Annotated in this window: 21 protein-coding genes and 1 pseudogene; 12 read left to right on the top strand and 10 right to left on the bottom strand. The window is 65.4% G+C overall.

Going from position 1 to position 22,468, the window contains the following annotated elements:
* The first annotated feature begins 8 nt into the window (after window positions 1-8).
* Window positions 9-1,154 (top strand): acyl-CoA dehydrogenase family protein, encoded by a 1,146-nt coding sequence (locus tag MKW15_RS02435; protein ID WP_240855790.1) that lies wholly within the window; start codon window positions 9-11, stop codon window positions 1,152-1,154.
* A 250-nt stretch (window positions 1,155-1,404) separates the two neighbouring features.
* Complete coding sequence (locus MKW15_RS02430) at window positions 1,405-2,079, top strand: TetR/AcrR family transcriptional regulator (RefSeq protein WP_240855786.1); 675 nt, start codon at window positions 1,405-1,407, stop codon at window positions 2,077-2,079.
* Here the strand turns inward: MKW15_RS02430 and MKW15_RS02425 are convergent.
* On the bottom strand, window positions 2,061-2,666 hold the full coding sequence (locus MKW15_RS02425) for a TetR/AcrR family transcriptional regulator (RefSeq protein WP_240855785.1): 606 nt from the start codon (window positions 2,664-2,666) through the stop codon (window positions 2,061-2,063). The two genes, MKW15_RS02430 and MKW15_RS02425, sit on opposite strands and share 19 nt — an antisense overlap.
* A gap of 70 nt (window positions 2,667-2,736) precedes the next feature.
* Here MKW15_RS02425 and MKW15_RS02420 point away from each other — a divergent pair, with 70 nt between their 5' ends.
* Both MKW15_RS02420 and MKW15_RS02415 read left to right on the top strand, forming a co-directional pair.
* Window positions 2,737-3,582, top strand: coding sequence for an alpha/beta fold hydrolase (locus tag MKW15_RS02420; protein WP_240855783.1), 846 nt, complete (start codon window positions 2,737-2,739; stop codon window positions 3,580-3,582).
* Between the two features lie 47 nt (window positions 3,583-3,629).
* A pseudogene (locus MKW15_RS02415) lies at window positions 3,630-4,465 on the top strand (SDR family NAD(P)-dependent oxidoreductase).
* 17 nt (window positions 4,466-4,482) lie between these two features.
* Here the strand turns inward: MKW15_RS02415 and MKW15_RS02410 are convergent.
* Together MKW15_RS02410 and MKW15_RS02405 are read right to left on the bottom strand one after the other, a co-directional pair.
* Window positions 4,483-5,325, bottom strand: a complete 843-nt coding sequence (locus tag MKW15_RS02410; RefSeq protein ID WP_240856033.1) for an MBL fold metallo-hydrolase — start codon at window positions 5,323-5,325, stop codon at window positions 4,483-4,485.
* Between the two features lie 62 nt (window positions 5,326-5,387).
* Window positions 5,388-5,609 carry a dodecin gene (locus tag MKW15_RS02405; protein ID WP_240855780.1) on the bottom strand — a complete coding sequence of 74 codons (222 nt, stop codon included), beginning with the start codon at window positions 5,607-5,609 and terminating at the stop codon, window positions 5,388-5,390.
* 203 nt (window positions 5,610-5,812) lie between these two features.
* On the opposite strand from MKW15_RS02405, the gene MKW15_RS02400 reads away from it, so the two are divergent.
* The gene (locus MKW15_RS02400) at window positions 5,813-6,220 is read left to right on the top strand and encodes a YchJ family protein (protein WP_240855779.1); all 408 of its coding nucleotides are present in this window, start codon (window positions 5,813-5,815) and stop codon (window positions 6,218-6,220) included.
* 5 nt (window positions 6,221-6,225) lie between these two features.
* Here the strand turns inward: MKW15_RS02400 and MKW15_RS02395 are convergent, their stop codons facing one another.
* From MKW15_RS02395 to MKW15_RS02380, 4 genes are all read right to left on the bottom strand, one after another.
* Complete coding sequence (locus MKW15_RS02395; RefSeq protein WP_240855777.1) at window positions 6,226-8,349, bottom strand: glucose PTS transporter subunit IIA; 2,124 nt, start codon at window positions 8,347-8,349, stop codon at window positions 6,226-6,228.
* Between the two features lie 444 nt (window positions 8,350-8,793).
* Entirely contained in the window at window positions 8,794-9,426 is a 633-nt protein-coding gene (locus tag MKW15_RS02390) for a DUF2461 domain-containing protein (RefSeq protein WP_240855775.1), read from the bottom strand.
* A 50-nt stretch (window positions 9,427-9,476) separates the two neighbouring features.
* Window positions 9,477-10,379, bottom strand: a complete 903-nt coding sequence (locus MKW15_RS02385) for an NmrA family NAD(P)-binding protein (RefSeq protein WP_240855773.1) — start codon at window positions 10,377-10,379, stop codon at window positions 9,477-9,479.
* Window positions 10,286-11,806 (bottom strand): FAD-binding oxidoreductase, encoded by a 1,521-nt coding sequence (locus tag MKW15_RS02380; RefSeq protein ID WP_240855772.1) that lies wholly within the window; start codon window positions 11,804-11,806, stop codon window positions 10,286-10,288. Before MKW15_RS02380 ends, MKW15_RS02385 begins: the two co-directional genes overlap by 94 nt.
* 73 nt (window positions 11,807-11,879) lie before the next feature.
* On the opposite strand from MKW15_RS02380, the gene MKW15_RS02375 reads away from it, so the two are divergent.
* The 6 genes from MKW15_RS02375 to MKW15_RS02350 all read left to right on the top strand — a co-directional run bounded on the left by MKW15_RS02375 (window position 11,880) and on the right by MKW15_RS02350 (window position 17,815).
* Window positions 11,880-13,487, top strand: a complete 1,608-nt coding sequence (locus MKW15_RS02375) for a bifunctional AfsR/SARP family transcriptional regulator/alpha/beta hydrolase (protein WP_240855770.1) — start codon at window positions 11,880-11,882, stop codon at window positions 13,485-13,487.
* An 85-nt stretch (window positions 13,488-13,572) separates the two neighbouring features.
* Window positions 13,573-14,415, top strand: coding sequence for a DUF5995 family protein (locus tag MKW15_RS02370; protein ID WP_240855769.1), 843 nt, complete (start codon window positions 13,573-13,575; stop codon window positions 14,413-14,415).
* Between the two features lie 127 nt (window positions 14,416-14,542).
* Window positions 14,543-14,809 carry a BatC protein gene (locus tag MKW15_RS02365; protein ID WP_240855766.1) on the top strand — a complete coding sequence of 89 codons (267 nt, stop codon included), beginning with the start codon at window positions 14,543-14,545 and terminating at the stop codon, window positions 14,807-14,809.
* Between the two features lie 25 nt (window positions 14,810-14,834).
* Window positions 14,835-16,097, top strand: a complete 1,263-nt coding sequence (locus tag MKW15_RS02360) for a cupin domain-containing protein (protein WP_240856031.1) — start codon at window positions 14,835-14,837, stop codon at window positions 16,095-16,097.
* The gene (locus MKW15_RS02355; protein WP_240855763.1) at window positions 16,097-16,987 is read left to right on the top strand and encodes a sucrase ferredoxin; all 891 of its coding nucleotides are present in this window, start codon (window positions 16,097-16,099) and stop codon (window positions 16,985-16,987) included. The genes MKW15_RS02360 and MKW15_RS02355 overlap by 1 nt, the downstream gene beginning before the upstream one ends.
* 81 nt (window positions 16,988-17,068) lie before the next feature.
* Window positions 17,069-17,815, top strand: coding sequence for a glutamine amidotransferase (locus MKW15_RS02350; protein ID WP_240856030.1), 747 nt, complete (start codon window positions 17,069-17,071; stop codon window positions 17,813-17,815).
* A gap of 16 nt (window positions 17,816-17,831) precedes the next feature.
* Here the strand turns inward: MKW15_RS02350 and MKW15_RS02345 are convergent, their stop codons facing one another.
* Window positions 17,832-18,119, bottom strand: a complete 288-nt coding sequence (locus tag MKW15_RS02345) for a hypothetical protein (RefSeq protein ID WP_240855761.1) — start codon at window positions 18,117-18,119, stop codon at window positions 17,832-17,834.
* Between the two features lie 847 nt (window positions 18,120-18,966).
* The gene (locus MKW15_RS02340; RefSeq protein ID WP_240855759.1) at window positions 18,967-20,094 is read right to left on the bottom strand and encodes a DUF5685 family protein; all 1,128 of its coding nucleotides are present in this window, start codon (window positions 20,092-20,094) and stop codon (window positions 18,967-18,969) included.
* Between the two features lie 99 nt (window positions 20,095-20,193).
* Here MKW15_RS02340 and MKW15_RS02335 point away from each other — a divergent pair, with 99 nt between their 5' ends.
* A complete protein-coding gene (locus MKW15_RS02335) occupies window positions 20,194-21,576 on the top strand; it encodes a DUF2252 domain-containing protein (protein ID WP_240855757.1) in 1,383 nt (460 codons plus the stop codon).
* A 12-nt stretch (window positions 21,577-21,588) separates the two neighbouring features.
* On the opposite strand, the gene MKW15_RS02330 is transcribed toward MKW15_RS02335, so the two are convergent.
* The gene (locus MKW15_RS02330) at window positions 21,589-22,464 is read right to left on the bottom strand and encodes a Rossmann-fold NAD(P)-binding domain-containing protein (protein ID WP_240855755.1); all 876 of its coding nucleotides are present in this window, start codon (window positions 22,462-22,464) and stop codon (window positions 21,589-21,591) included.
* Between the last annotated feature and the right edge of the window lie 4 nt (window positions 22,465-22,468).

Here is a 22,468-nt window from a genome sequence, read left to right as displayed (position 1 = left end):
GACGACTGATGAGCACCCTCACACACGACATCGAGCACAAGCACTTCCGGGAGACCGTCGCGAAGTTCGTCGACGACCAGATCACGCCCGCACACGAAGACTGGGAAAAGGTCGGCCAGTGGGACCGAACTCTCTTCACCGAGGCAGGTAAGAACGGGCTCCTCGGATTCCCCGTACCCGAGGAGTTCGGCGGCCCCGGCGTCGACGACTTCCGGTACCACGCAATCGTGATCGAGGAGACTGCGCGAACCGGTGCCGCGGCCGAGGCGATCGCCTTCTCGCTGCAGAACGACGTCGTACTGCCGTACCTGGTCGAGCTGACCAACGACGAGCAGAAGGCGCGCTGGCTTCCCGGTGTGGTCAGTGGCGAGACCGTCCTCGGCATCGCGATGACCGAACCCGGTGCAGGCAGCGACTTGACGGGTATCCGCACCACCGCCGTTCTCGACGGCGACCACTATGTGGTCAATGGGTCCAAGACCTTCATCTCTAATGGGCGCAACGGCGACCTGTTCGTGGTGGCCACCCGCACCGGGACCGACAAGCACAAGGGCCTCACCCTGCTCGTCGTCGAGGCCGACACCCCGGGGTTCGAGCGTGGCCGCAAACTCGACAAGATCGGCCTGCACGCGCAGGACACCAGCGAATTGGCGTTCAGTGACATGCGGGTGCCCGTCGCCAACCGGGTCGGCGCCGAGGGCGAGGGCTTCTACCAGCTCGTCCGCAACCTTCCACAGGAACGGCTGTCGCTGTCGATCGGTGCGGTTGCCGCCGCGGAGGGCACGTTCGCGCGAACGCTGGATTACGTGCGTGAGCGGACGGCCTTCGGATCGCCGATCTCGTCGTTCCAGAACACCCAGTTCGTGCTCGCCGAGATCGCCACCGAACTCGACATCGCACGAACCTTTCTCGACGACTGCATCGCCGAGCATGTCGACGGCAAGCTGACCGCGGCGCGGGCGGCGAAGTTGAAGTGGTGGGCAACCGAGCTGCAGGTGCGCACAGCGGATCGCTGCCTGCAGTTGCACGGCGGCTACGGGTACATGCGCGAGTACCCGGTGTCCCGGGCTTTCGTCGACGCCCGCATCCAGACGATCTACGGCGGGACCACCGAGATCATGAAGACCATCGTCGCCAAGGATCTCGGGATCTGATCTCCGGAAACCCGCCCCCGCTGCTGAGGTGTTCGGGTCGCCCACCCGCTGCCTGAGCGTCGAAAACTGGAGGTTCCACCCGCTGCCTGAGGTGCTCGGGTCGCCCACCCGCTGCCTGAGCGTCGAAAACTGGAGGTTCCACCCGCTGCCTGAGGTGCTCGAGGCGCCAGCCGAGAGCCTCGAAGGCGCTGGTGAGCTGACCATGTCATAGTGAATGAACGTCGATTCATCCCGCAACCGAGGAGGGCAGATGGCCAAGACAACGGCCGCACGATCGTCGGCAGACCTGGCCGTCGAGGATGCGGTGCGCGCGGTCCGCGTGTCCTCTCGCCGACGGCAGCTGCTCGACGCGGCCGTCGTCGTCATGGGGCGCACCGGGTTTCATCAGATGTCGATGCAGGCACTCGCCGAGGAGGCGCAGGTCAGCGTCGGCCTGTTCTACAAGTACTTCGGCAGCAAAGAGGACATCCTGCTGGCCGCGATCGTCGACATCTTGGAGACGTTCCGGGATCAACTACAGCCGGCCATGGACCGCGTGGGCGACGACCCGGTGGAACAACTGATAGCCGGCTTTCGCCAATACGTGACCATCGTCGACGAGAATCGCGACGCCGTCGTCCTCACGTACCGCGAGAGTAGGACTCTGGACGCCGAGGGCCGCGAACGCATCAAGGAACTCGAGGTCGAGACGTCGGCACCCATGCGGGCCGCGATCACCGCGGGCATCGGCAGTGGAGTGATGAACGACGTCGACGTCGACCTCGTGGTCTTCGACCTGATGATGCTTGCCCACGGATGGGCACTCAAGCACTGGCATTTCGCGCCCGGGTTCGACCTCGACCAGTACATCTCCGCACAGTTGCGCTTTGTCCTACCGGCTCTCGTGAAGGCCGACAAGGTGGATGCCTACCTCGCCGAGCTGTGATCGGCCGACGGTCGAGACTCGTTGACCGGCAAAGTCTTTGCGAAGGCGGCCAGGGCCCGGCCGGTCGCCAGCAGCGGTTCGGTGGATCGGCGGACGCGCGCGGCGATGAACGCGCCTTCGAGTCCCGACACGATGGCGTCGGCCAAAGCGCGCGCATCGGAGTCGCCGAGGCCTCGGGACCGCAGCAGTTCGGCGCCGCTCTCGACCCAACCGGTCATGACACCCGCTGCGACACCACGCAGTTCGGGCTCGGTGTCGGCGATCTCGGCGGCCACCGTGCCCACCGGGCACATGTTCATCCAATCGCTCTCGGCGATCGTCTCGGCGGCGAGTGTGAACGCCGCGATCAGCGCCTCGGCGATGTCACCCTGCGGAGCCAGGAGGGATATGACGAGTTCGCCGTAGGCGGCCCCCGATCGACGCATCGCCTCGGCGGCGACGTCGCGCTTCCCGTTCGCGAAGTGGTGGTAGATGGAGCCGATCGGCGCGTCCGCCGCCTCGGCGAGTTGTTTCATCCCCGTCCCGCTGTAACCCTGGCGGCGCATGATCTCCGCCATGGCCACGACGATGCGATCCTCGGTCTTCATCTTCCCATCCTAGAACGAACACTCTAGAATGGACGTTCTAGTCGGGAAACGCCGCTGAAAGGGTCTGGGCATGCCGGTCGTCGACGTTCCGAGTGGGCAGGTGGAGTATCTCGTCGACGGGGACGGGCCGCCGGTCGTCCTCCTCCACGGACTTCTGATGGACCAGTCGTTGTGGGATCGGGTGATGCCGTTGCTGCCGAGCGGGTTTCGGTACATCCGACCGCTTCTGCCGTTCGGCTCTCACCGACTCCCCATGCATGCGGACGCGGATCTCTCGATGACCGGCATGGCCGGACTCGTCGCCGACTTTCTGGAGGCACTCGACCTCGTCGACGTCACCCTGGTGCACACCGACTGGGGAGGTGGTCTGTTCCTGACGGCGATGGGGCGAGACGACCGGGTGGCCCAGCTGGTCATCTTGCCGTGCGAGGCATTCGAGAACTTCCCGCCAGGGCTGCCCGGTCGACTGGTCGCGCTCGCCGGGCGCATCCCGGGTGGCCTGGTGATCGGGATCCGACCGCTGCGGGTGAGCTGGCTGCGTCGGCTGCCCGTCCTGTACGGACAGATGGCGTCGAGCCCGCTACCTGACGCACTGATGCGCCGATGGACCGACCCGGTGCTGCGGGACAAGCTGATCCGCCGCGATGTGCGTTCCTACCTCCGCACCAGGTTCGACGCCGCCGACCTCGTACGCCAAACGGAAGCACTCGCGGGCTTCGGTGGACGTGCCCTCGTGCTCTGGTCGGCCAACAAGGTGATGCCGCTCGACCACGGCCGCCGTCTCGCCGGCCTCATCCCCGGGGCGCAGTATCGCGAGGTGCCCGACGCCGCCGTCCTCTCGATGCTCGATCAGCCGGAGATCGTCGCGGAAGAGATGAGCAGGTTCCTCAGCGCCATTCCGACGTCGTCGTCCTGAGGAGGCCGACGCCGAGCACACGCGGTGTCGACCCGTACCGTGGGGTGGTGTTCGAAGACCTCGCTCTGAACCCACTCCCGTCGCCGAGATCGATGTTGTCCGGATTTCGTGGCGAACCGCGACTCAACCGCACCACCATTGTGTTGACGGGAGCTTCCTCCGGGATCGGCGAGGCGATCGCGCATCGACTCGCCGCACGTGGCGCAACGCTGCTGCTCGTCGCGCGTGACCCCGACAAACTGACTGCGACGTGGCGACGCGATCAATGCCGATGGTGGTACCGCATCGTGGTTCTCCTGTGATCTGACCAAACCGGACGAGATCGATGCCCTGGTCGCCGCCATCGGCGAACGGTTCGGCTCACCCGACGTCCTGATCAACAACGCAGGGCGATCGATACGGCGACGGGCCCGGGATGCCACCGATCGTGTGCACGACTATGAGCGAACGATGGCCCTCAACTACTTCGGCCCCGTGCGTCTGACGTTGGGTCTGTTGCCTGCGATGCGGGCACGGGGAGCCGGCCACATCATCAACATCAGCACGTGGGGAACCACAGCGGGGTGATGCCCAAGTTCTCGGCCTATCACTCTTCCAAGGCGGCGCTGTCGGCGTTGGGCGCAGTCTCGGTGCTGAAGAACGCGAGTCGGGGATCTCGGTGTCCAGCTTGGGTTTTCCGTTGGTCAGAACCCCGATGATCGCACCGACCGCCGACTATGACGCGCTGCCGACCTTGACTCCCGACCAGGCCGCACGCTGGGTGGAGCGGGCCATCGCGACTCGCCCGGTCGAGCTGTATCCCGCGTACGCCGGCTTGCTGCGTGCGGTCTCCGCCGTGTCACCGCGGCTGGCCGACCGGCTTGTCGCGGCCGCCGGGATCTGACCGCCGACGGATCAGGGTCACGCCACCCGCCGGAACACGCCGGGCTCGGCTTCGGCGACCGCGCCGGCACCGATCAGCCGTTCCAGGTGCAATTGCGCCGTCCGTGTCTCGACGGCCTGCACGTAGGGCGCCTGCACGTGTGGGCGGTAGACAAGTCGGTGGCCGACGATGTCATCCATCGTGCGTGGTTCGTCCAGGAACTCGAGCAAACGCTCTTCGCGACTGAGGAGCTTGTCCCGATATGCGGCGAGCCGCGTCCGGAACTCGGCGCGGCCGTCGATCACACCCTTCTGGTGGAAGGTCCCGAACCAACGGGCGTCCACCGCGTCGGCGACCGCGATGGAGGCCAAAAAGTCGTCGACGCTGCTGCCGATGTCGCCGTACATGGGCCCGAACGATGTGAGGTCGATGTCGGCCACATAGAAGAACCCGTCGGGCTCCACCAGTACTCCGCTGTGACCAGGGGTGTGCCCTGGTAGGTGGATCACCCTCGCGGTGCGGTCACCGAGGTCGAAGACGTGTCCGCCGTCGATGCCCTCGACCCGCCGGGTGGGTGCCAGTTCGAACCTGTCGGCCATGTACTGCTCGATCTCAGCGCGGGCCTGCGTGTCGAGACCGTACTGATCCACCATCACCTCGAGCGATGCGACGGCAGCGGCGTCGAGTCCGTGCGTGTACGTGGGTGCCGCAAAATGGCGCACCCCGGCGATGTGGTCCTCATGTGCGTGGCTGATCAGCACCGCGTCGGCGCCCACCGGGTCGCGGTCCAGTGCCAGCGACGGATCTATCACCAGCGTCCCCGACGAACCATGCACGACGACCGAGTTGCCGTAGGGGACGGCTCCGCCGTTGTCGGCCATCAGGACCGAGACACCGCCGTAGCGATGTTCGACGTACCCGGCGGACGGTCGGGTTGGTTGGCTCACGACTCGTCGGCGGTCCCGAGCTTGAAGCCGACTTTGAGGGTCACCTGGAAATGCGCGACCTGTCCGTCCGCGATGTGACCGCGTGTTTCGGTCACCTCGAACCAGTCCAGGTGGTCGAGTGTCTCAGCAGCGCGGGCGATGGCGCTGCGGATGGCGTCGTCGGTGCTCGACGTCGACGAGCCGACGATCTCCACGACCTTGTAGACGTGGTCTCCCATGGGTATTCCGCCTTCCTTTCTCGGCCGGCCCCGATCCGGTTCCTGTTCGATACTCCTGAATTTTGTCTACCAGGTCGGCCCGATGATGGCCGTCGAATCGGCTGCGCGATGTCGGCAGTGCGAGGTCGGGCGTCGGCCGGACCCAAGTGGCCCCGTCCAAATACCCCGGACGAATTTATGAACAGCACCACTAAGATCACGAGATGACCGCGACCGATCGGCCCGACCCGAATTCGCTGCGGTGTCCGTGCTGCTCTGGACTGGTTTTCGGGGAATGCTGTGGACCACTGTTGAGCCGGGTGCGGCCGGCACCGACCGCACAGGCCCTGATGCGTTCGCGTTTCACCGCTTTCGCCCGCGGTGATCGCGACTACCTGCTCGACACCTGGCACCCCGACACCCGGCCCAGGGAACTCGACCTCGCCGACGACCTGCGGTGGTACCGACTGGACGTCGAATCGGTCAGTGCCGGAACCCCTTTCGATTCGGCGGGTGAAGTGGGATTCACTGCCTACTACCGGACGCCAGACGGCCCGGGCACCCTGCACGAACTCAGTCGGTTCACGCGGGTGTCCGGGCGCTGGTACTACGTCGACGGAAAGGTCGGCTGACCCGGCTACTCCTTCGGCGCCGGCTTTTCGACGGCGATGAGTGGATCGCCCACCGACACCTGGCCGGTGCCGATCTGGGTGACCGACGGGAATTTCTTCGTGTTCATGATGACGACGGGTGTGATGTCGGAGTACCCGGCCGCCGCGATCTTGGCCTTGTCGAACGTCACCAATGGTGTTCCGGCGGTGACCTTCTGGCCGGCTTTGACCTTCACGTCGAAGCCGTCGCCTTTCATCTGCACGGTGTCGATGCCCACGTGGATCAGCAACTCGATTCCGCCGTCGAGGACGAGACCGAAGGCGTGACCCGTCGGCTGTGCGGCCACCACCATGCCGTCGGCGGGCGCGTACACCGTGTCGCCGGAAGGCTTGATCGCCGCACCACTCCCCATCGTGCCCTTGGCGAAGACGGGATCGGGGACGTCGCTGATGGGTACCGCTTCACCCTCGAGTGGCGCGCCGATCTCGGTCACCGGTCCGGCAACCTTGGTGTCGGCGTCTGCTTTGGACAGCGTCGCTGTGGCGCTGTCGGGCCTGTCGATCACCGCTGTGGTCGCTGCCGCCCCGGCCGCAGCTCCCGCCGCCAGCCCGGCGCCGCCACCGCCTCCACCGTCCGGTCCTGAGACCGGAGAGGTCCCCTTGGCTTCGGCTCGTTCCTGCTCTTCCGCGTCGCGGATGGCCTCGAACTCGGCCTGTTGTTCGGGTGTGCGGAAACCAGAGATCATCACCAGAACCATGGCGGTGAAGAACGCCGCGGCAACGGCGATCCCATAGAGAACCACGCTGTCGAAGGCCGGGATGGTCAGCAGCGAGGTGAACACGAACGCGTTGGTCGTGACACCGCCGCCGATGCCGATGATGAGTCCACCGACGAAGCAGCCCACCAGTAATCGCGGGTAGATCCGTTTGAATCGCAGGTGGATGCCGTACAACGACGGTTCCGAGATGCCACCCAGCAAACCGGCGGCCAGCGCGCCCGTCGCGGTCTGTTTCATCTGCCGGTCACGTTGGCGCCAGGCGAGCACGAGCACGCCTGCCGTCGCGCCGAAGCAGGCGAAGTTCCATGCACCCATCGGGCCCTGGATGTAGTCGTAGCCGAGCTGCTGGATGTTGAGCAGCATGATCGCGTTGATCGGCCAGTGCAGACCCAGCGGAACCATGAACGGGTAGGCGAGTGGCACCACGATCGCGAAGATGAACGGCGAGAAATCGTTGATCGACTTCAAGATGTCCGCCAGACCGGCACCGACGTAGACGCCGAACGGCCCGATCAGGAATGCCGTCAACGGGATCATGACCAGCATCGCGAGGAACGGAACAAAGATCAGCTGGACATTGTCGGGAATCAGTTTCTTCAAGAAGCGGGTCAGGTAGCCGAGAACTGCCGCCATGATCAACGGCGGGAACACCTGCGAACTGTAGTCGAAGAAGGTCAGCGGGATCCCGAAGACGTCGACGATCTGGATTTCTTGTCCCGCGACGGTCACCTTGTGCGTGTACTGCTCGAGGTTGGCGAACTGCGGGAGCATCAGCACCGCCATCACCGAGAAACCGACCCACGGGTCGGCGCCGACCTTCTTCGACGCGTTGTAGGCGATCATCAGGGGCAGGAACACGAAAACGCATTGCCAGCACAGGTTGACGAACTGCCAAGACGGTGAGAGTTGCGATGCCTCATCGGGATTCGACCAGTTCGGGATCACGTCGAGCGTGCTCATCAGGGACATGAACGTGATGAACAGCGATGCGCCGAGCAGAGCGCCGAGGATCGGTCGGAAGGAATCGGACAGGTACTCGAACAGTGAGTCGAGCCAGGCGGACTTCCCGCGCGGACCCTTGGAGCGCTCGGCGGCCTTGATGGCGGCCGCGGAGTCGCGGGCCTTCATCTCGGGCAGCGCCATGATGTCGTTGTAGACCGACTCGACAGCGCCGCCGATGACCACCTGATAACGGTTGCCCTGTTGCGGTACGGCACCGAGCACGCCTGGAACCGATTCGACGACTTCTTGATCCACATGCGACGAGTCGCGCAGTTGGAAACGCAATCGAGTTGCGCAGTGGGTGAGGCTTTCGATATTGCCGGGACCGCCAACACTATCGACGATATCGGCTGCGGAGTTCGTGGCCATGACTCTCCTTTGAGTGCCTGAAACCTATGAGTGCCGAAACACGGGTGCGATGCACCTTTTCGTGCACTCACGGGCACCGCAGTTCCACGGTGCCCGTGCACCTTTCTCGATGCTATTACGACGTGTCCGCGCGTGGTGTCAGGTTGAGAAAGACGGCGTTCGAATCGTGATGCGCCGCAATTGCGGCAGCTCCCAACGCCGCCGCTGTCGCAATTGCGGTGGTGAGGGAGTGGGCGCCGAAGCGGGTGTCAGTCGCGGTCCTTCTTGCCCGGGATTCCGATGAAGAAACCGATCCCGATGATCACGCTGGACAACAGAGCAACGGCGGGCATCATCCACATGCTTTCCATGCGTGTGACGATACGATCGCCGAGCCGACCGCGCAGGAGTATTTGGTCCCTTGGTGTTCTGAGACGCTGGGTTGACGATGGCGCTCGGCGGACGTCAGTTGGCTCCGTGGCGGGCGATCCACTCGACGAGTGGTGTTGTCGCCCGCCAGTCGGAGCGGATCTTGCCGACGAGCGCGCGACCGTGGATGACCTCGTCGAAACCGTAATCCTTGCCGACTGTGAGCGATTTGTGTCGAAGCAGATCGATCCGGGGATGGTCGGAATCCCATCCGCGCGGTGCCGTCTTGAGCCGATTGCCGCCGATTTCCCAGCCGGATGTGTTGAGCTTCTTGAGAATGCGCTCGAGTTGCGGTCCGTGGCGATCGTGGTCGATGGCTTTGCGCAGCGCGGCCAACCGTTCGGCCAGTGCTTCGTAATACCCCGCCCCGACGCGCACTCCGGGTGCGCCGATCTGGACGTAATACCCGGTGGCCGGGCCCACTGCGACAAACGCACCCTGGTGCGTCTTGTAGGGCGTCTTGTCCTTGGCGAACCGGACATCTCGGTAGGGCCGAAAGATCTTGGCCGGACCGAATTCCCCGGCCAGTTCATCGGTGAGAGCCGCCATCGGCGCGGCGACTGCGTTCGTGTAGATCTCCTTGTGCGCTTCCCAGAAGACCTTACTGTTGTCGATCTCGAGATCGTCGTAGAAGTCGAGCGCCGCCTCGGGAAATCCCGCAAAGGTCATGGCACCACGCTACGTCCGGTACCCAAAGGCACGTCAAGCGGCTGACGATCTCAGGTTTGACGCGCGGCCGTGGTAGCCGTGGCAGGTTCGGCGAACGCTGGGGCGTGCATGTGCACCCACGAAGAAATGTCGTGCGCCGGGCGCCCGGTCAGCTCTGAAACCCCATCGTAGACCGCGTCGAACCCGCCGTCGCGAATGACGCCGAACGCGCCGCTGAGCTGAGCAGCGAGCCAGGGTGGCAGGCCGGCGCCCGCAAATCGGGGCGCGGCTTCCTCTGGTGTGAGGTCGTCGAAGACGACGGACCGTCCGGTGGCGATACCGAGGGCATCGGCGACCTCGGCGAAGGTCACCGATTCCGGTCCGGTGAGCGAGTAGCCGGCGCGCAAGTCACGGTTCGACATCAACGCGCCCGCAGCAGACGCGGCAACGTCGCGGACGTCGATCATTGCCGCCCGTGCGCCTGCGGTCGGTGCAGCGAGGTGTCCGGTCGCCGCCACGCCCGGGGCAACCATCAGCAGGTTGTCCAGAAAGAACGCCGGACGCAGGAGGACGTGCGGCACCCCGCTGTCGGCGAGTTCGAGTTCGATCCGCCCGTGCCAGTCGAAGGCGGGCAATGGCGACCCGATGCGAGCGTGCATCGCCGAGAGTTTGACGATCCGCTCGACGCCTGTGCGTTGCGCCGCGGCTATGACGGCGCTCTCGTGTGCGACCTTGTCCGGTCCGTCGGCGGAGGTGAGGAAGACCCGATCGGTTCCGCTCATCGCGGCGTCGACACTGCTGACGTCGTCGAAGTCGCCGAACGCCACCTCGACACAGTCGTCGTCAAGCCATGGGTTGACCGGCCGGGCGGTATCCCGGATCAAGACGCGCGGTCGGACCCCGGCCGCGACGAGGTCGGCGACCACGCGGGAACCGACGTTGCCGGTGGCTCCGGTGACGAGAATTGTGGACATGTGCTCACTCCTTGATTGATGTGTGCCCGGTGGTCGGGCAGTGCTGGGACGTGGTGGGAGGGCCGGAAGATGTCGTCGGGGTCCCACCGTGACTTGATGTCTCGAAGCTTGCGGAAGTGCCTGTCGGTGAAGGCCGTTGCGGTGAGCTCTGGCCGGGTCAGCAGCGTCAAGAAGGAACCGCCGGTGGCGCGCGCACGGCATATCTGATCGAGACGATCGACCGCAGAGTCGACGCCTTGCCGGTCCGGTGTCAAGTACGGCGCCACCGCGAGGATCGAGAACGGGGTGTCCCGGTGCCCGGCAGGCCCGGCGTCCGACGCCGGCTCGGACATCGCGCCACCCCAATGTCGCAGCTCGATGAACGCATACGGTGAGTCCGGTGCCCGGCCTTCGTCGTCGATGACGCGCGCAATCACGTCGTCGTCGAGGCTGTCGAACAGGTGGATCAGCTGACGGTGTGGCATGGGTGGGGCGTCCGGTCCGTTGGTGGCGGTGCTCGCATTGGCGAACCCGCGCTCGGCGAATCCGTCGTGCAGCGCCGGCCCGGCCGCTTGCAGGACCGCGTGGAGCTGACGACGACCCTCCCGTTCGTCGCACAGTGCGAAGGCCCGCAGCGCGACCACCTGGCGTCCCCGCACCGCGTCGGGAATCGTCGGCGCAGGTGGCAGGCGCATCAGGAGCACCGCGGTGTTCATCCCGTCAGGCTCGTCGAGCGACCAGTCACGATAGGCGCGGAAGATGTCGGCAGCACGCTCAGCAGGGAAGAACGACATCCCGGAGAAGACACGCTGAGCGGGGAACAGCCGGAACGTGAGTGAACTGACGATGCCGAAGTTGCCGCCGCCACCCCGGATCGCCCAATGGAGATCGTCGTGCCGGTACCGGTCGACGGTGACCATATATCCTGTGGCGGTGACGATCTCGGCTTCCATAACGGAGTCGGCCGCGTATCCGTAGGTGCGTGACAGCCAGCCCGACCCGCCGCCGAGGGTGTAGCCGGTGACTCCGACCGTTCCACAACGACCGGAGAGCGATCCGAGTCCATGTGCGGCAGAAGCGCGGTTGACGTCGTTCCAGGTTGCCCCTGGCCCGACGGTCGCGAGCATGCGTTCGGTGTCGACGTGCACGTCGTTCATCGACGATAGGTTGACGAGTAGTCCAGAAGTGCTCGATGTCAGCGTGCCGTGCCCGGTGGCCTGGACGTGCAGCGGGACATCGAGCTCACGCGCCGTTCGCACCACCGCCTGAATGTCTGTGCGGCCGTAAGGCATTGCCACAACGTCGGGCGACGCCGTGACGGTGCGATTCCATCCCAGACGCGCGGAATCGTAGTCCGTGTCGGTGGGCGTGATGACGGGACAATCGACGCGTGCGCTCAATCGGGAAACCAGCCTCGTCGAGCGATTGGTTGTGTAGTACGTGCTCATGTCCAATAGGAGATCAGCGCATTCGCCCGAAATGGATGTGGTCTGGATGCGGTGACCGGGTGACACTGGTGATGTGACCGTGATCGGCGTGCTGGGTGGCCTTCGCATCGTCGATGCCGAGGTGACTGCGAGTGCGGCAGGAGAGTGCCGGTTGGTGCTCGAACGCAAGGCGCGTGAGGTGCTGACATTGTTGGCACTTCACCGGCCCGCCACGCTCTCACTTGCCGAGATTGCCAATGTGCTCTGGGATGATCCACCGCCGTCGGTGGCGAAATCCGTACGCGCCCACATCTCGCGCATCCGACGAGCATTGGGCGATGCCGGCCTGCCCGACGGGATCGTGACCGTCGGGAATGCCTATCGCCTGGACGTCGCCACCGACATCAGCGAGGTTCGCGACCTCCGGGAGCGGGCCCGACACCTGGTTCCCACCGAATCTGACTCGGCTGCAACGATTCTCGCGGATGCACGAGCGCGCTGGCGAGGTGATCCGGAGTTGCCCGCGACTCGTGGCGGACAGGCACTGCTGGTCGGTTGGCAACGTGAGCGTACACAACTGGTGCGCGAGCATCTGGCGTCCCTGGCTCGCGGCGATCACCCCGACCGTGCGCTCGGAGAGTTGGCAGCGATCACGGCTGCCGATCCGGTCGATGAGTCGTCGTGGGTGGACTACGTTGTCGCCCTGAGCCGTTCGAACCGGCAAGCCGAGGCGCTGGCGGCGGTGTCCCGTGCACGCGCTGCGCTGCTCGACGTCGGACTCGACCCAGGACCCGCATTGGTCGCTGCGCACGCGCGGGTTCTGGGTGGGCTGGAGCCGCCCGCCGAGTCGAGCGTCGAACGCGGGGGAGGGCCGCCGACAGTTACTCGGTACACCGCCGACGGCGCCACGGCCTACGTCGCGCTGTCGGACGCGGGGCCCGACGTCCTGCTGCTCAATCCCGCCATGATCACGATCGACGGGATTCTCGACGAGCCGCATGTGCGCGCCGCGCACCGCGACCTCGCTTCGGTGGCCCGACTCGTCTGTCTCGACCGACGTGGGGTGGGTTTGTCCGAACCACTCGACCGACGCTCGCCCCTCGACGTCTGGGTGCACGACGTGGAAAGTGTCGCAGAGTCGGCCGGCCTGCAGAGGCCAATCCTGGTCGCCAACTTCGACACCGGTCTGATCGCGCTGGAGTATGCGGCGCGGCACCCGGCCGACATCGCTGGGTGCGTCTTGGTCAACTGCTACGCGCGCTATCAGCGAGGTCCGGACTACCCACATGGCCTCGATCCGATGACGGCGCGAGATCTCATCGACGAGACGGTTGACCCGGCGCGAACTCAGCCGGTGGACACAGCCTCGCTGGTGGCACCGAGTTTGGCGGCCGACCCTGGATTTCGCGCATGGTGGGAAAGGATCGGTCGTCGTGGGGCGGGGCCGGGAACCGCGCGGGCGATTCGACTGGCCGCGACGACCACGGACCTTCGAAACAGGCTGTCCGACATAGAGTCCCGTGTCCTGGTGATTCATCGTCGAGCCTGCACCAACGTCGATCCGGGTCATAGCCGCCACCTGGCCGACCACCTGCCGAACGCGACTCTTCAACTCGTCGACGGCGTCGACGCGGTGTGGTTCGCCGCCGCGGACACGGTGACCGGCCACATCAAGCGGTTTGTTCTCGACCAGACACGTTGAGCCGCACCACGCTGAGTCGGTTCATCAACCGACTCGGCGGCGTCCACACTGTCGCAATGCCACCGAACAGCCGACAATCGGTTTCATGCCCCCGAATGTGGCGCAAGCTGTTCCGCAGCCGGTCCCGACCGTCACCACCATCGACGACGTGGTGGCGGCACTCGACGGCATCCTCGAATGGGCCGGTGCCGAGGCCAGCCGTCTGGGCTATTTCGCCGCGCTGTACAAGCGGATCACGCTCGCCGTGGGCAAGGCCATCGACGACGGCGCATTCGACGACGGTCCGCGATTGGAACGACTCGACGTCGCCTTCGCCGCCAGGTATTTCGACGCGTTCAACGGATACTTCCATCCGAGCGAGTGCCCCAAGCCGACGCGGTCGTGGCGCACCACGTTCGACCACGCGAGTGATGTCAAACCAATCGTGGTGCAGCACATGCTCTCTGGTATCACCAGCCACATCGTCCTCGATCTCGGGATCGCCGCGCTCGACGTGACGGGCCGGCGCGGCCTACGCGCGGTCAAGCATGATTTCGACGTCATCAACGCGGTGTTGGCGAGTCAGATCAACGGGGTCGTCGCCGACATCAACGACATCTCGCCGGCACTGGCCGACATCTACGCGGTGCTCCGGGACAATCAGATCTTCGTGATCAACCAGGCGATCAAGGCGTTGCGGGACAGTGCCTGGCGATTCGCGACGGTCCTGGCCCTCGAACCGTCGTTCGCGCGACGCCCGACGATCCTTGCCCGCGATATTCAAGTGTCGCGGCAGTGCGCGTCGGTGTTCGACCCGCCGGGCATCGTCGGTGTGCTCGACGCGGCAATCAAGGCCATCGCCGACCGAGAGAGCCGCGATGTTGCCGCGAACATTCGAATCCTCGACGATGTGGCGTCCTCTCCGTCGGACATCATGACCGAACTCTGATCGGAGCGGATTCGCGTGACGAATGAGACGCGAATCTGGTCAAACCAACGAAACCTCAGATGGATCTCGCCATATTGGAGAGAGGAGTCCGGATCCGCGCGACTCCGACATGACGAGAGGATGTCCGATGGCAATCGAAGATGATGACATCGAAACAGGTGGTACGGGCGTCGGCGAACCCGGTGAAGGTGTGGCCGACGGTGGTTCCGACCCAGGGGGTCACGACGGTGGCGCCGATGGCAGCGCCGCACCGGGTGAGGGCGTGGCCGACGGTGGTTCCAACCCCGGGGGACATGACGGTGGCGCCGACGGCAGCGCCGATCCCGGCGAAGGTCCGGCCGATGGCGGGTCGAACCCCGATGGTCACGATGGCGGTGCCGACGGAACTGCCTGAACCGCAACGTAATCACTCGAGAACGATGCTGAGTCGCTGCATCAGCACCGATGCGAACGTGTTCGCGCGCGAGGTCTGGGGTCGACGTCCGCTGCTCACTCGTTCTGCGGCGCTGCCCCGTGATTTCGGCGATCTGCTGTCGTCGGAGAACGTCGACGAACTGATCGCCGAACGCGGGGTGCGCACGCCGTTCATCCGGATGGCCAAGGACGGCGATCTCATCTCGCGCGACTGTTACGCCGGGCCGGCCGGATTCGGTGCCGAGATGCCCGACCAGGTCGATTCGGCCAAGGTGCTGGCCGAATTCGCGGCAGGCGCCACGATCGTGCTGCAAGGCCTGCACCGACTGTGGCCCCCGATCATCGATTTCGTGCGTGGACTCATCGACGACCTCGGCCACCCGGTGCAGGCGAACGCGTACATCACGCCACCGGCAAATCGAGGTTTCGATCCGCATTACGACGTGCACGACGTCTTCGTCCTGCAGGCCGACGGCCGCAAACGGTGGACGGTGCACGCGCCGGTGCACACCGATCCGCTTGTCTCACAACCGTGGACCGATCATCGCGAAGCGATCGAGGAACGCGTCCGCGACGAGCCGATCCTCGACACGGTCCTCGAACCCGGGGATGCCCTCTATCTGCCGCGCGGTTGGGTGCACTCCGCGAAAGCGCTGGGACACACGTCGATTCACCTCACAATCGGTGTCGCGGCGATCACCGTCTTCGATGTCGTCCGAGCGGTCACGGACAAGCTCGCAGCCAACTCCGAACTACGGAGCTCGCTTCCGATGGGCGTCGATCTCACCGACCCGGATGAGACCACGGCGATCGCCACCAAGGCGGTCGCCGGGTTGATCGACGTTCTTCGGGAGCGCGAGACCTTCTTCGATGAGGCGGTGGGCGCAAAGGTCACCGCGCGCTTCTCCGAACGAACTCGCCCCGCGGCCGTGCGACCCATCGCGACACTGCGTGAGGTCTCCGCCCTCGGAGACGACACTGCCGTGCGATGGCGGCGCGGGCTCATCGCGTCCGTGCGGGTACACGGCGAACGAGTCGAGTTGCGGCTACCTGACCGCGTGGTGACCTTCCCCGGGCTGTGTGCCCCAGCTCTGCGAGCACTGCAGACTGGTCATGTGTACACCGCGCCAGAACTACCCGGCCTCGACACCCACGACGCCCTCGTCGTACTACGTCGACTCCTGCGTGAAGCGGTGGTCGTGGTGTCCCGGCCCGCGGAATCGGCCTCGTCTGACTCGTTTGCATCCGGCGATTCCGAGCGCAGCTGATGGCTGAGCGCCGCCCGTGCAGTGACCAGTCCATCGATCGTGCTGACCCGATGTACGGGACGGCCTCGGCGGGAGTTTCCTGGGTGCTGCTCGAGCTGTCGGGTCCGTGGGGGCACTCCGCGTTCCTGACGTCACCCACCACCATCGACCCCGACCTGGGCTGGTCGATTGTCCGCCGCGTCGAGACCGCCAAGATGCGTATCGTCGCCATCCGCCGACCCGGTCGACGTGACGCCACCCCGCGCTGGCGATGGTTCATCGCGCACGCCGAACCGGGTGCGGAGGCGGTGTTCGGTGGCGAGGTCGCCGGGCCCGAGGGCTACCTGGATCTGGCCCTGGACGGGTCGGACGGCGAACCATCTGCCGATCCGGTGATCGCCGTATGCGCTCACGGGAAACACGACCGGTGCTGCGCGGTGCGCGGACGGGCTGCGACGGCGGCGATCGCCGCCGCATACCCGGAATGGACGTGGGAGTGTTCGCACCTGGGCGGTGACCGATTCGCCGCGACGATGATCGTGCTGCCGCACGGCCTGTGCTACGGCCGCGTCGACACAGCGGCGGACGCCGCGGATCTGATCCGACGCTATACCCAAGGGCGGCTGAACAATTCCCTGCTTCGTGGCCGAACCTCGCTGCCCCACGCGGTACAGGCGGCACAGTATTTCGTGCGGCAAGAGACCGGTGACGATCTGATCGATTCCCTTGCGCCGCTCGCGGTCACGCACGCCGATCATCAGATTCAGGTGCGGCTCGCCGGGAAACTCGGCCCGATCGACGTGGTGCTCGGTGAGCAGTTCTCCGAGCCCCTGTTGTCGACGTGCACGGCCGGGATCGCCGGCCGGGTGCGCCAATTCGTTCTGGTCGACATCGACCTCCCGGTCAGATGACTTTGGGTCAAAGCGCGGGTTTCCGCCCGCGGTCTTGGTGTCTGGCGGGGTGGCGACGTAGGTAGTGTGCCGTACATGACGATGTCCAACCTGCCGTTTCTGCTGCTGTCGATCCGCGCCGAGACCGAAGCGGCCGACGATGAGTACCGGTCGGTTATACGCCTCGGTGGCCTCGCGCCGGCAGACATCGCGGCCGTCAACCTCACACAACGTTCGCTTGGGTCGATCGATCTGGACGACTGGTCGGCCATCATTCTCGGCGGCGGTCCGTACAACGTGAGCGACCCGCAGGACACCAAGACCGACACCCAGCGTCGTGTCGAGGGGGAGTTGCTGGAGTTGGTCGGCCGGGTCGTCGAGGCCGATTTCCCGTTCTTGGGTTGCTGCTACGGAGTCGGTGCGGTCGGTTCGGCGATCGGGGCAACGATCGATCGCGCGTACAGCGAACCGGTCGGGGCGGTGACGGTCAGCCTGACCGACGAAGGTCGGCGTGATCCGCTGTTCGCCGATGTACCAGACACTTTCGACGCCTACGGGGGTCACAAGGAAGCTGCCGCGACATTGCCGGACGTCGCGGTCCACCTCGCGACCTCGCCCACGTGCCCCGTGCAAGCCTTTCGGGTGGGGCACAACGTCTACGCAACCCAGTTTCATCCGGAACTCGACGCCGACAGCCTGTCGACCCGGATCGACGTCTACCGCGAGTTCGGATACTTCGCACCGGAGGAGGCCGACTCGCTGAAAGCCGCGGCCCGCGAACGCGATGCCCGCCACCCAGCCGCGATCCTGCAGCGGTTCGTCGAACGTTACCGCCGCCCGTCGAGCTGAATCCCGTCCCGGCGGTTCACTGTCGGAATCCGGCAACCATCGATTCGACCGCGGCCTTGCCGGCCTCGTCGACGGTGAGACTCATGATCGACGACATCGCGAGCAGGACCGTGAACTCCCGCGGTTTGCGGGGTTTGCCGAACAGCGAGGTGTTCTCCGAGATCTTCAGTTCCCGAAAGGTCGAGACCGGATTACGGGCGGCCTCGTCCTTGCCGTGATGCCGGAACTTGGCGACCGTGAGGCCATCGCAGAGAATCGATTCGCCGTTGGCGCCGTGTACTTCGGATACGGGTGTCTCAGACATGGACCACCTCCTTTTCGACGTGATCATAGTTTCACAGTGGGAGGAGCGCGGTCTCGCCGCAGAAACCGCACTTGTCGCCAGAAACCGCAGGTGTGGTCGGAAACCGCTGGTGTGCACCGGGTTTCTGACCAGACACGCAGTTTCTGCACTCACGCCACGCCGATGTCGCGCCTCGGGACGCCATCTCGCCCGCGCGCAGACACCTCACATCGAGGGCGCTGCCACCTGCCTCGTCGAGCCCGCGCATTGTCGACCGACGCGTCCCGTCGAACGCTTCACACGCTCGCGGCACCCACGAAAAGTAGGGGAAGAACTTCTTCCCCTACCCTTGGTGTCCTCCTCCAGAAATTTCTCGCGGACGACTGTGAAACCCGGGGAAGAAACTCTTCCCCTAGATTTTGCGGGCACGGCACCGACGCATTTGACCAGGTCAGCGCGGTGGTCACCAGACTCTTCGGATCAGCGACCCACCCGCCGACGTCGTCGGCGATCGTGGAGACAGGAAGAACGTGGCCGCCCATGCGGCCCGGAGCCTCCGCGCGGCCGGCACCCGCGACAACCGGAGCCGAGTTGGAGAACGCGAGTGCTGCAGCACTCGCGTTCTCCAACTCGGCTCGAGTTCTCGCAGGACGACGCGGGACATGGCCAGACCGAAGCCGAGGCCGCCCTGGGCGGTGGTGTGCCATGGGTGGCCTCGGACCACACCCTGTGCCGAATCGGGTCAACCGTGTGCTGCAGCACACAGATTCTCCAACAGGACACAGAGTGTCAGGAGCGACTCCTCGGCCTGCTGCATTTGCCCAGTTCAGAGCGGTGGTCACCGACCTCGTCGATCAGCCGACAGGCGCTAATCGCAGCAGTCGCAACAATCGCAGCAGTCGCAGTCGTCGCACGCGGCGTCTTTCCACTTGTCGCTGCAGTGGTTCCAATGGTCGACGACGCAGGCCTTGCCGAAGCACGAGACACCGATGAACGGCAGGATGCGTTCGTGGAGCTTGCGGTTCGGTTTGAATGGCGGCGGGTAGGGCCAGTCATCGGGATAGTTGGGTGGTCGCATCGGTGGCCATTGGGTGTCGGCGGCGGTCGGGATGCGATGGTGATGGGTTGCGCGACACTCGGATCGGGGTTCGCGCCTGCCGATCGCGCGCTGAAGTCCGCCGAGCAGCAGGACCCTGAGCAACCGGTCGTCGTGGACGGTCAGTTTCGCATAGCGGGTTCGAATCGCGTCGGCGAGCGTGCGACATTCCGCGAGCGCGGTCTCGCGTGACGTGTCCGTGGCCCGGAGAGGATTGAAGCTGCCTGACTCGTGATCGGATTCGTAGTCGTCGATGGCATCGAGGAGATGCGCGATGCGGCCGAAGTCGAATCCGATTGCCGCGAGATGGTCGGCGTTGGCGGGCGTTCCCGACAACTCGGCGGAGGATGCGAACACCTGCGCGCAGGCCTGACCGGATGCCTGGGTGATCTGGTCGAGTTCTGAACTATCACACTCGATTTCGGCCTGGTGAGACAGCGTCTCGAGGATATCGTCGACGCCGAGCTGCATCGCGGTCGACTCGTCTGCGCCGGCACTCGAGCGGAGGCGCCGGCCCGCCTGGCGCAGCGCTGCCGACCGCACCCGAGACCGAGGTGCCAGCGCGTGGTCCTGTTCGGCGGTGACATCGAAAGCCTTTGCGGCGGCGAGGGTGAGCGACGTGGTGGTCGCCAGTCGCACTCCAGGTTCCGACGCGGCGACCACCGTGGCCGGGCGCATTCCGCGCAGCGCGCACCTGCCCACCTCCGTGGAGGCGGGCGCCTCGACGCGTTGTGCCGCGGTCAGCACGGACACCATGACCGCATCGGTGTTGGTCGTCAGGCGCATTGCCTGGCCGTGGTTGTCGCGCAAGGACACGCACAACCCGCACATGTGACTGCGCCACTGCGACATCAACTCATCGTCGAACGCGTGGCGGCACGGTGAGAGCAGTCCGAACATTGCAGTATTCAAACACGCCGATCACCGGTTTCGTCGGGGACGAAAGCAGATTCGTTCAGACAACGCAGGCCGCACCACTGATCCGGTTAGATTCTCCTTGTGGCCAAGGAGAAGTCGCAGGTGAACCTGCGTCAGACAGTCAGCGGAACGTCCCTGTTCGAGCGCGGCAAGCAACTGCGCCACACCATCCCGATCGAGGCACACGACCGGGTCGTCGAATCCGTTGAGCGCCCCGGTGTCCTCGACTTCATCGACGCCAGCAATCGTGGTCGGCTGCCGCACCTCATTCCACTCCGCATCGGCCGAATGGTGTCGTCACCGTTCGCGTTCTACCGCGGCTCGGCCGGACTCATGGCGGCTGACCTGGCCGCGTCTCCGGTGAGCGGCATCGAAGCGCAGCTGTGCGGCGATGCCCATGCCGCCAACTTCGGTCTATACGGCACCCCAGAGGGTGACATCGTCATGGACATCAACGATTTCGACGAAACGATCGTCGGCCCGTGGGAGTGGGATCTCAAACGGCTGTCGACCAGCCTGGTGCTCGCGGGTCGGGAAGGTGGTGTGCCCGACACGGAGTGCGTGGAGGCCGCCGAGGACGCGGTGAAGTCTTACCGGCGAACCATTCGTGAACTCGCGCAGCAACCCTTCCTCCAATCCTGGAGTGCCTTGCCCGATCAGTCGGTCATCACGCGCGCCAAGGCGGATGCGTTGCTCGACGATTTCGCCAAGGCCGCGAAGAAGGCCAGCCGCAACACCAGCGCGCGGGTGGCAGAGAAGTGGACCGCACACTTCGACGACCACGAAACGGGTGTCAAGCACCGCAGATTCGTCGAAGAGCCACCCACGCTCACCTCGGTGGACGCAGACGTGGCCGACGCTGTGATCGATGGACTCGAGCGGTACGTCGACACGTTGCGTGAATCCCGGCGCAACCTGATCGGCCGCTACTCGGTGGCCGACGTGGCATTTCGGATCGTGGGTACCGGAAGCGTCGGCCTCCGCAGTTATGTCGCGCTGTTGCTGGGCAACACCGACGAGGTACTCGTCCTGCAGATCGAGCAGGCTCAACCGTCGTCGCTGGCGCCATATCTGTCGGCGGCAGAGCCGTCACACGAGGGCAAGCGGATTGTGCACGGCGCCAGGCTCGTTCAGGCCGAGACCGACATTCTGCTTGGCTGGACCACCATCGACGGAATCCCGTACATCGTGCGCCAGTTCCGGAATCTGAAGGGTGACATCGACCCGAGTGCGTTGGAAGCAGATCACCTCGACGACTACGGCCGACTCGCCGGGGCGCTGCTCGCCCGCGCACATTCACGCTCGCTCGATCCTCGGCTGTTGAGTGGCTACCTCGCCGGCGACCAGGAACTCGACGAGGTCATCGGCCGCTTCGCGGTTCGCTACGCCGACCACGTGGAGGCCGACCATGCTGTGCTGGCAGAGGCCGTGCGAGCCGGACGGATGGCCGCGGAGTCCGGATGACGTTGTCGGACATCATCGATGACGCTCCGCGAAGGCGGCGGCGAAGTAGGTGAAGTCGCGGGCCGGGCGGCCGAGAACGTCGGCGACATCGGTGGTCACGCTGGAGTTCCGCCCATCGAAGAGGTTCGTCAGCAGGGTGGACATGAGTTCGATCGTCGGCGCGTCGAGACCTGCCGATGCCAGTATCGCGCGGTACTCATCGTGGGTCACGCGGTGGAAGGCGATTGCGGCTCCGGTGGCCCCGCCGAGTTCGGTGGCCACCTCGGCGAAGGTGAGTAGCCGCGGGCCGGTCAGGTCGTAGGTCTTGCCGGCGTGTGGGTTCTCACCGTCTGACGTCGTGTCGAGGAGAGCGGCGACGGCCACGTCGGCGATGTCGTCGGCGTCGATGAACGGTTCACCAATCTCGCCCACCGGCAGCGTCAACGACCCGGCGTCGACCTCCGGGGCGAAGCCGCCTTCGGAGAAGTTCTGGTCGAACCACGCACAGGACAGGACGGTCGAATCTGCCTGCGCGGCATGCACGACACGGCCGGCATGCTCGGCCTCGGGTTCACCGCGCCCGGCAAGCAGAACGAGCCGTGCCGCACCCGCCTTGTCGGCGAGTCGCACGAACTCCGCGATGTCGGCGACCGCTCCGTCGGCGATCAGGTCGGGCTGATAGGAGATGTACACCAGACCAACGTCTTCCAGAGCGGACGCCCAGGTGGTGCGGTCGGTCCAGTCGAACCGGGGTTCGGTTGACCGGCCGGCCCGGCGGACGGGAACCCCGCGCGCATCGAGTCGATCGGCGATGCGCCGTCCGGTCTTGCCGGACGCGCCGACGATGAGGGCCGGGCGAAGGTCGGGGCGTTGAATGGTTGCGTCGGGGAGTGTCGAGAGTTGTGTCATGCAT

This window comes from Gordonia gummivorans (assembly GCF_022513585.1).
Lineage (GTDB): Bacteria > Actinomycetota > Actinomycetes > Mycobacteriales > Mycobacteriaceae > Gordonia.
The sequence above is the reverse complement of the archived record's forward strand: the minus strand, read 5'-3'. Positions and strand labels throughout refer to the sequence as shown.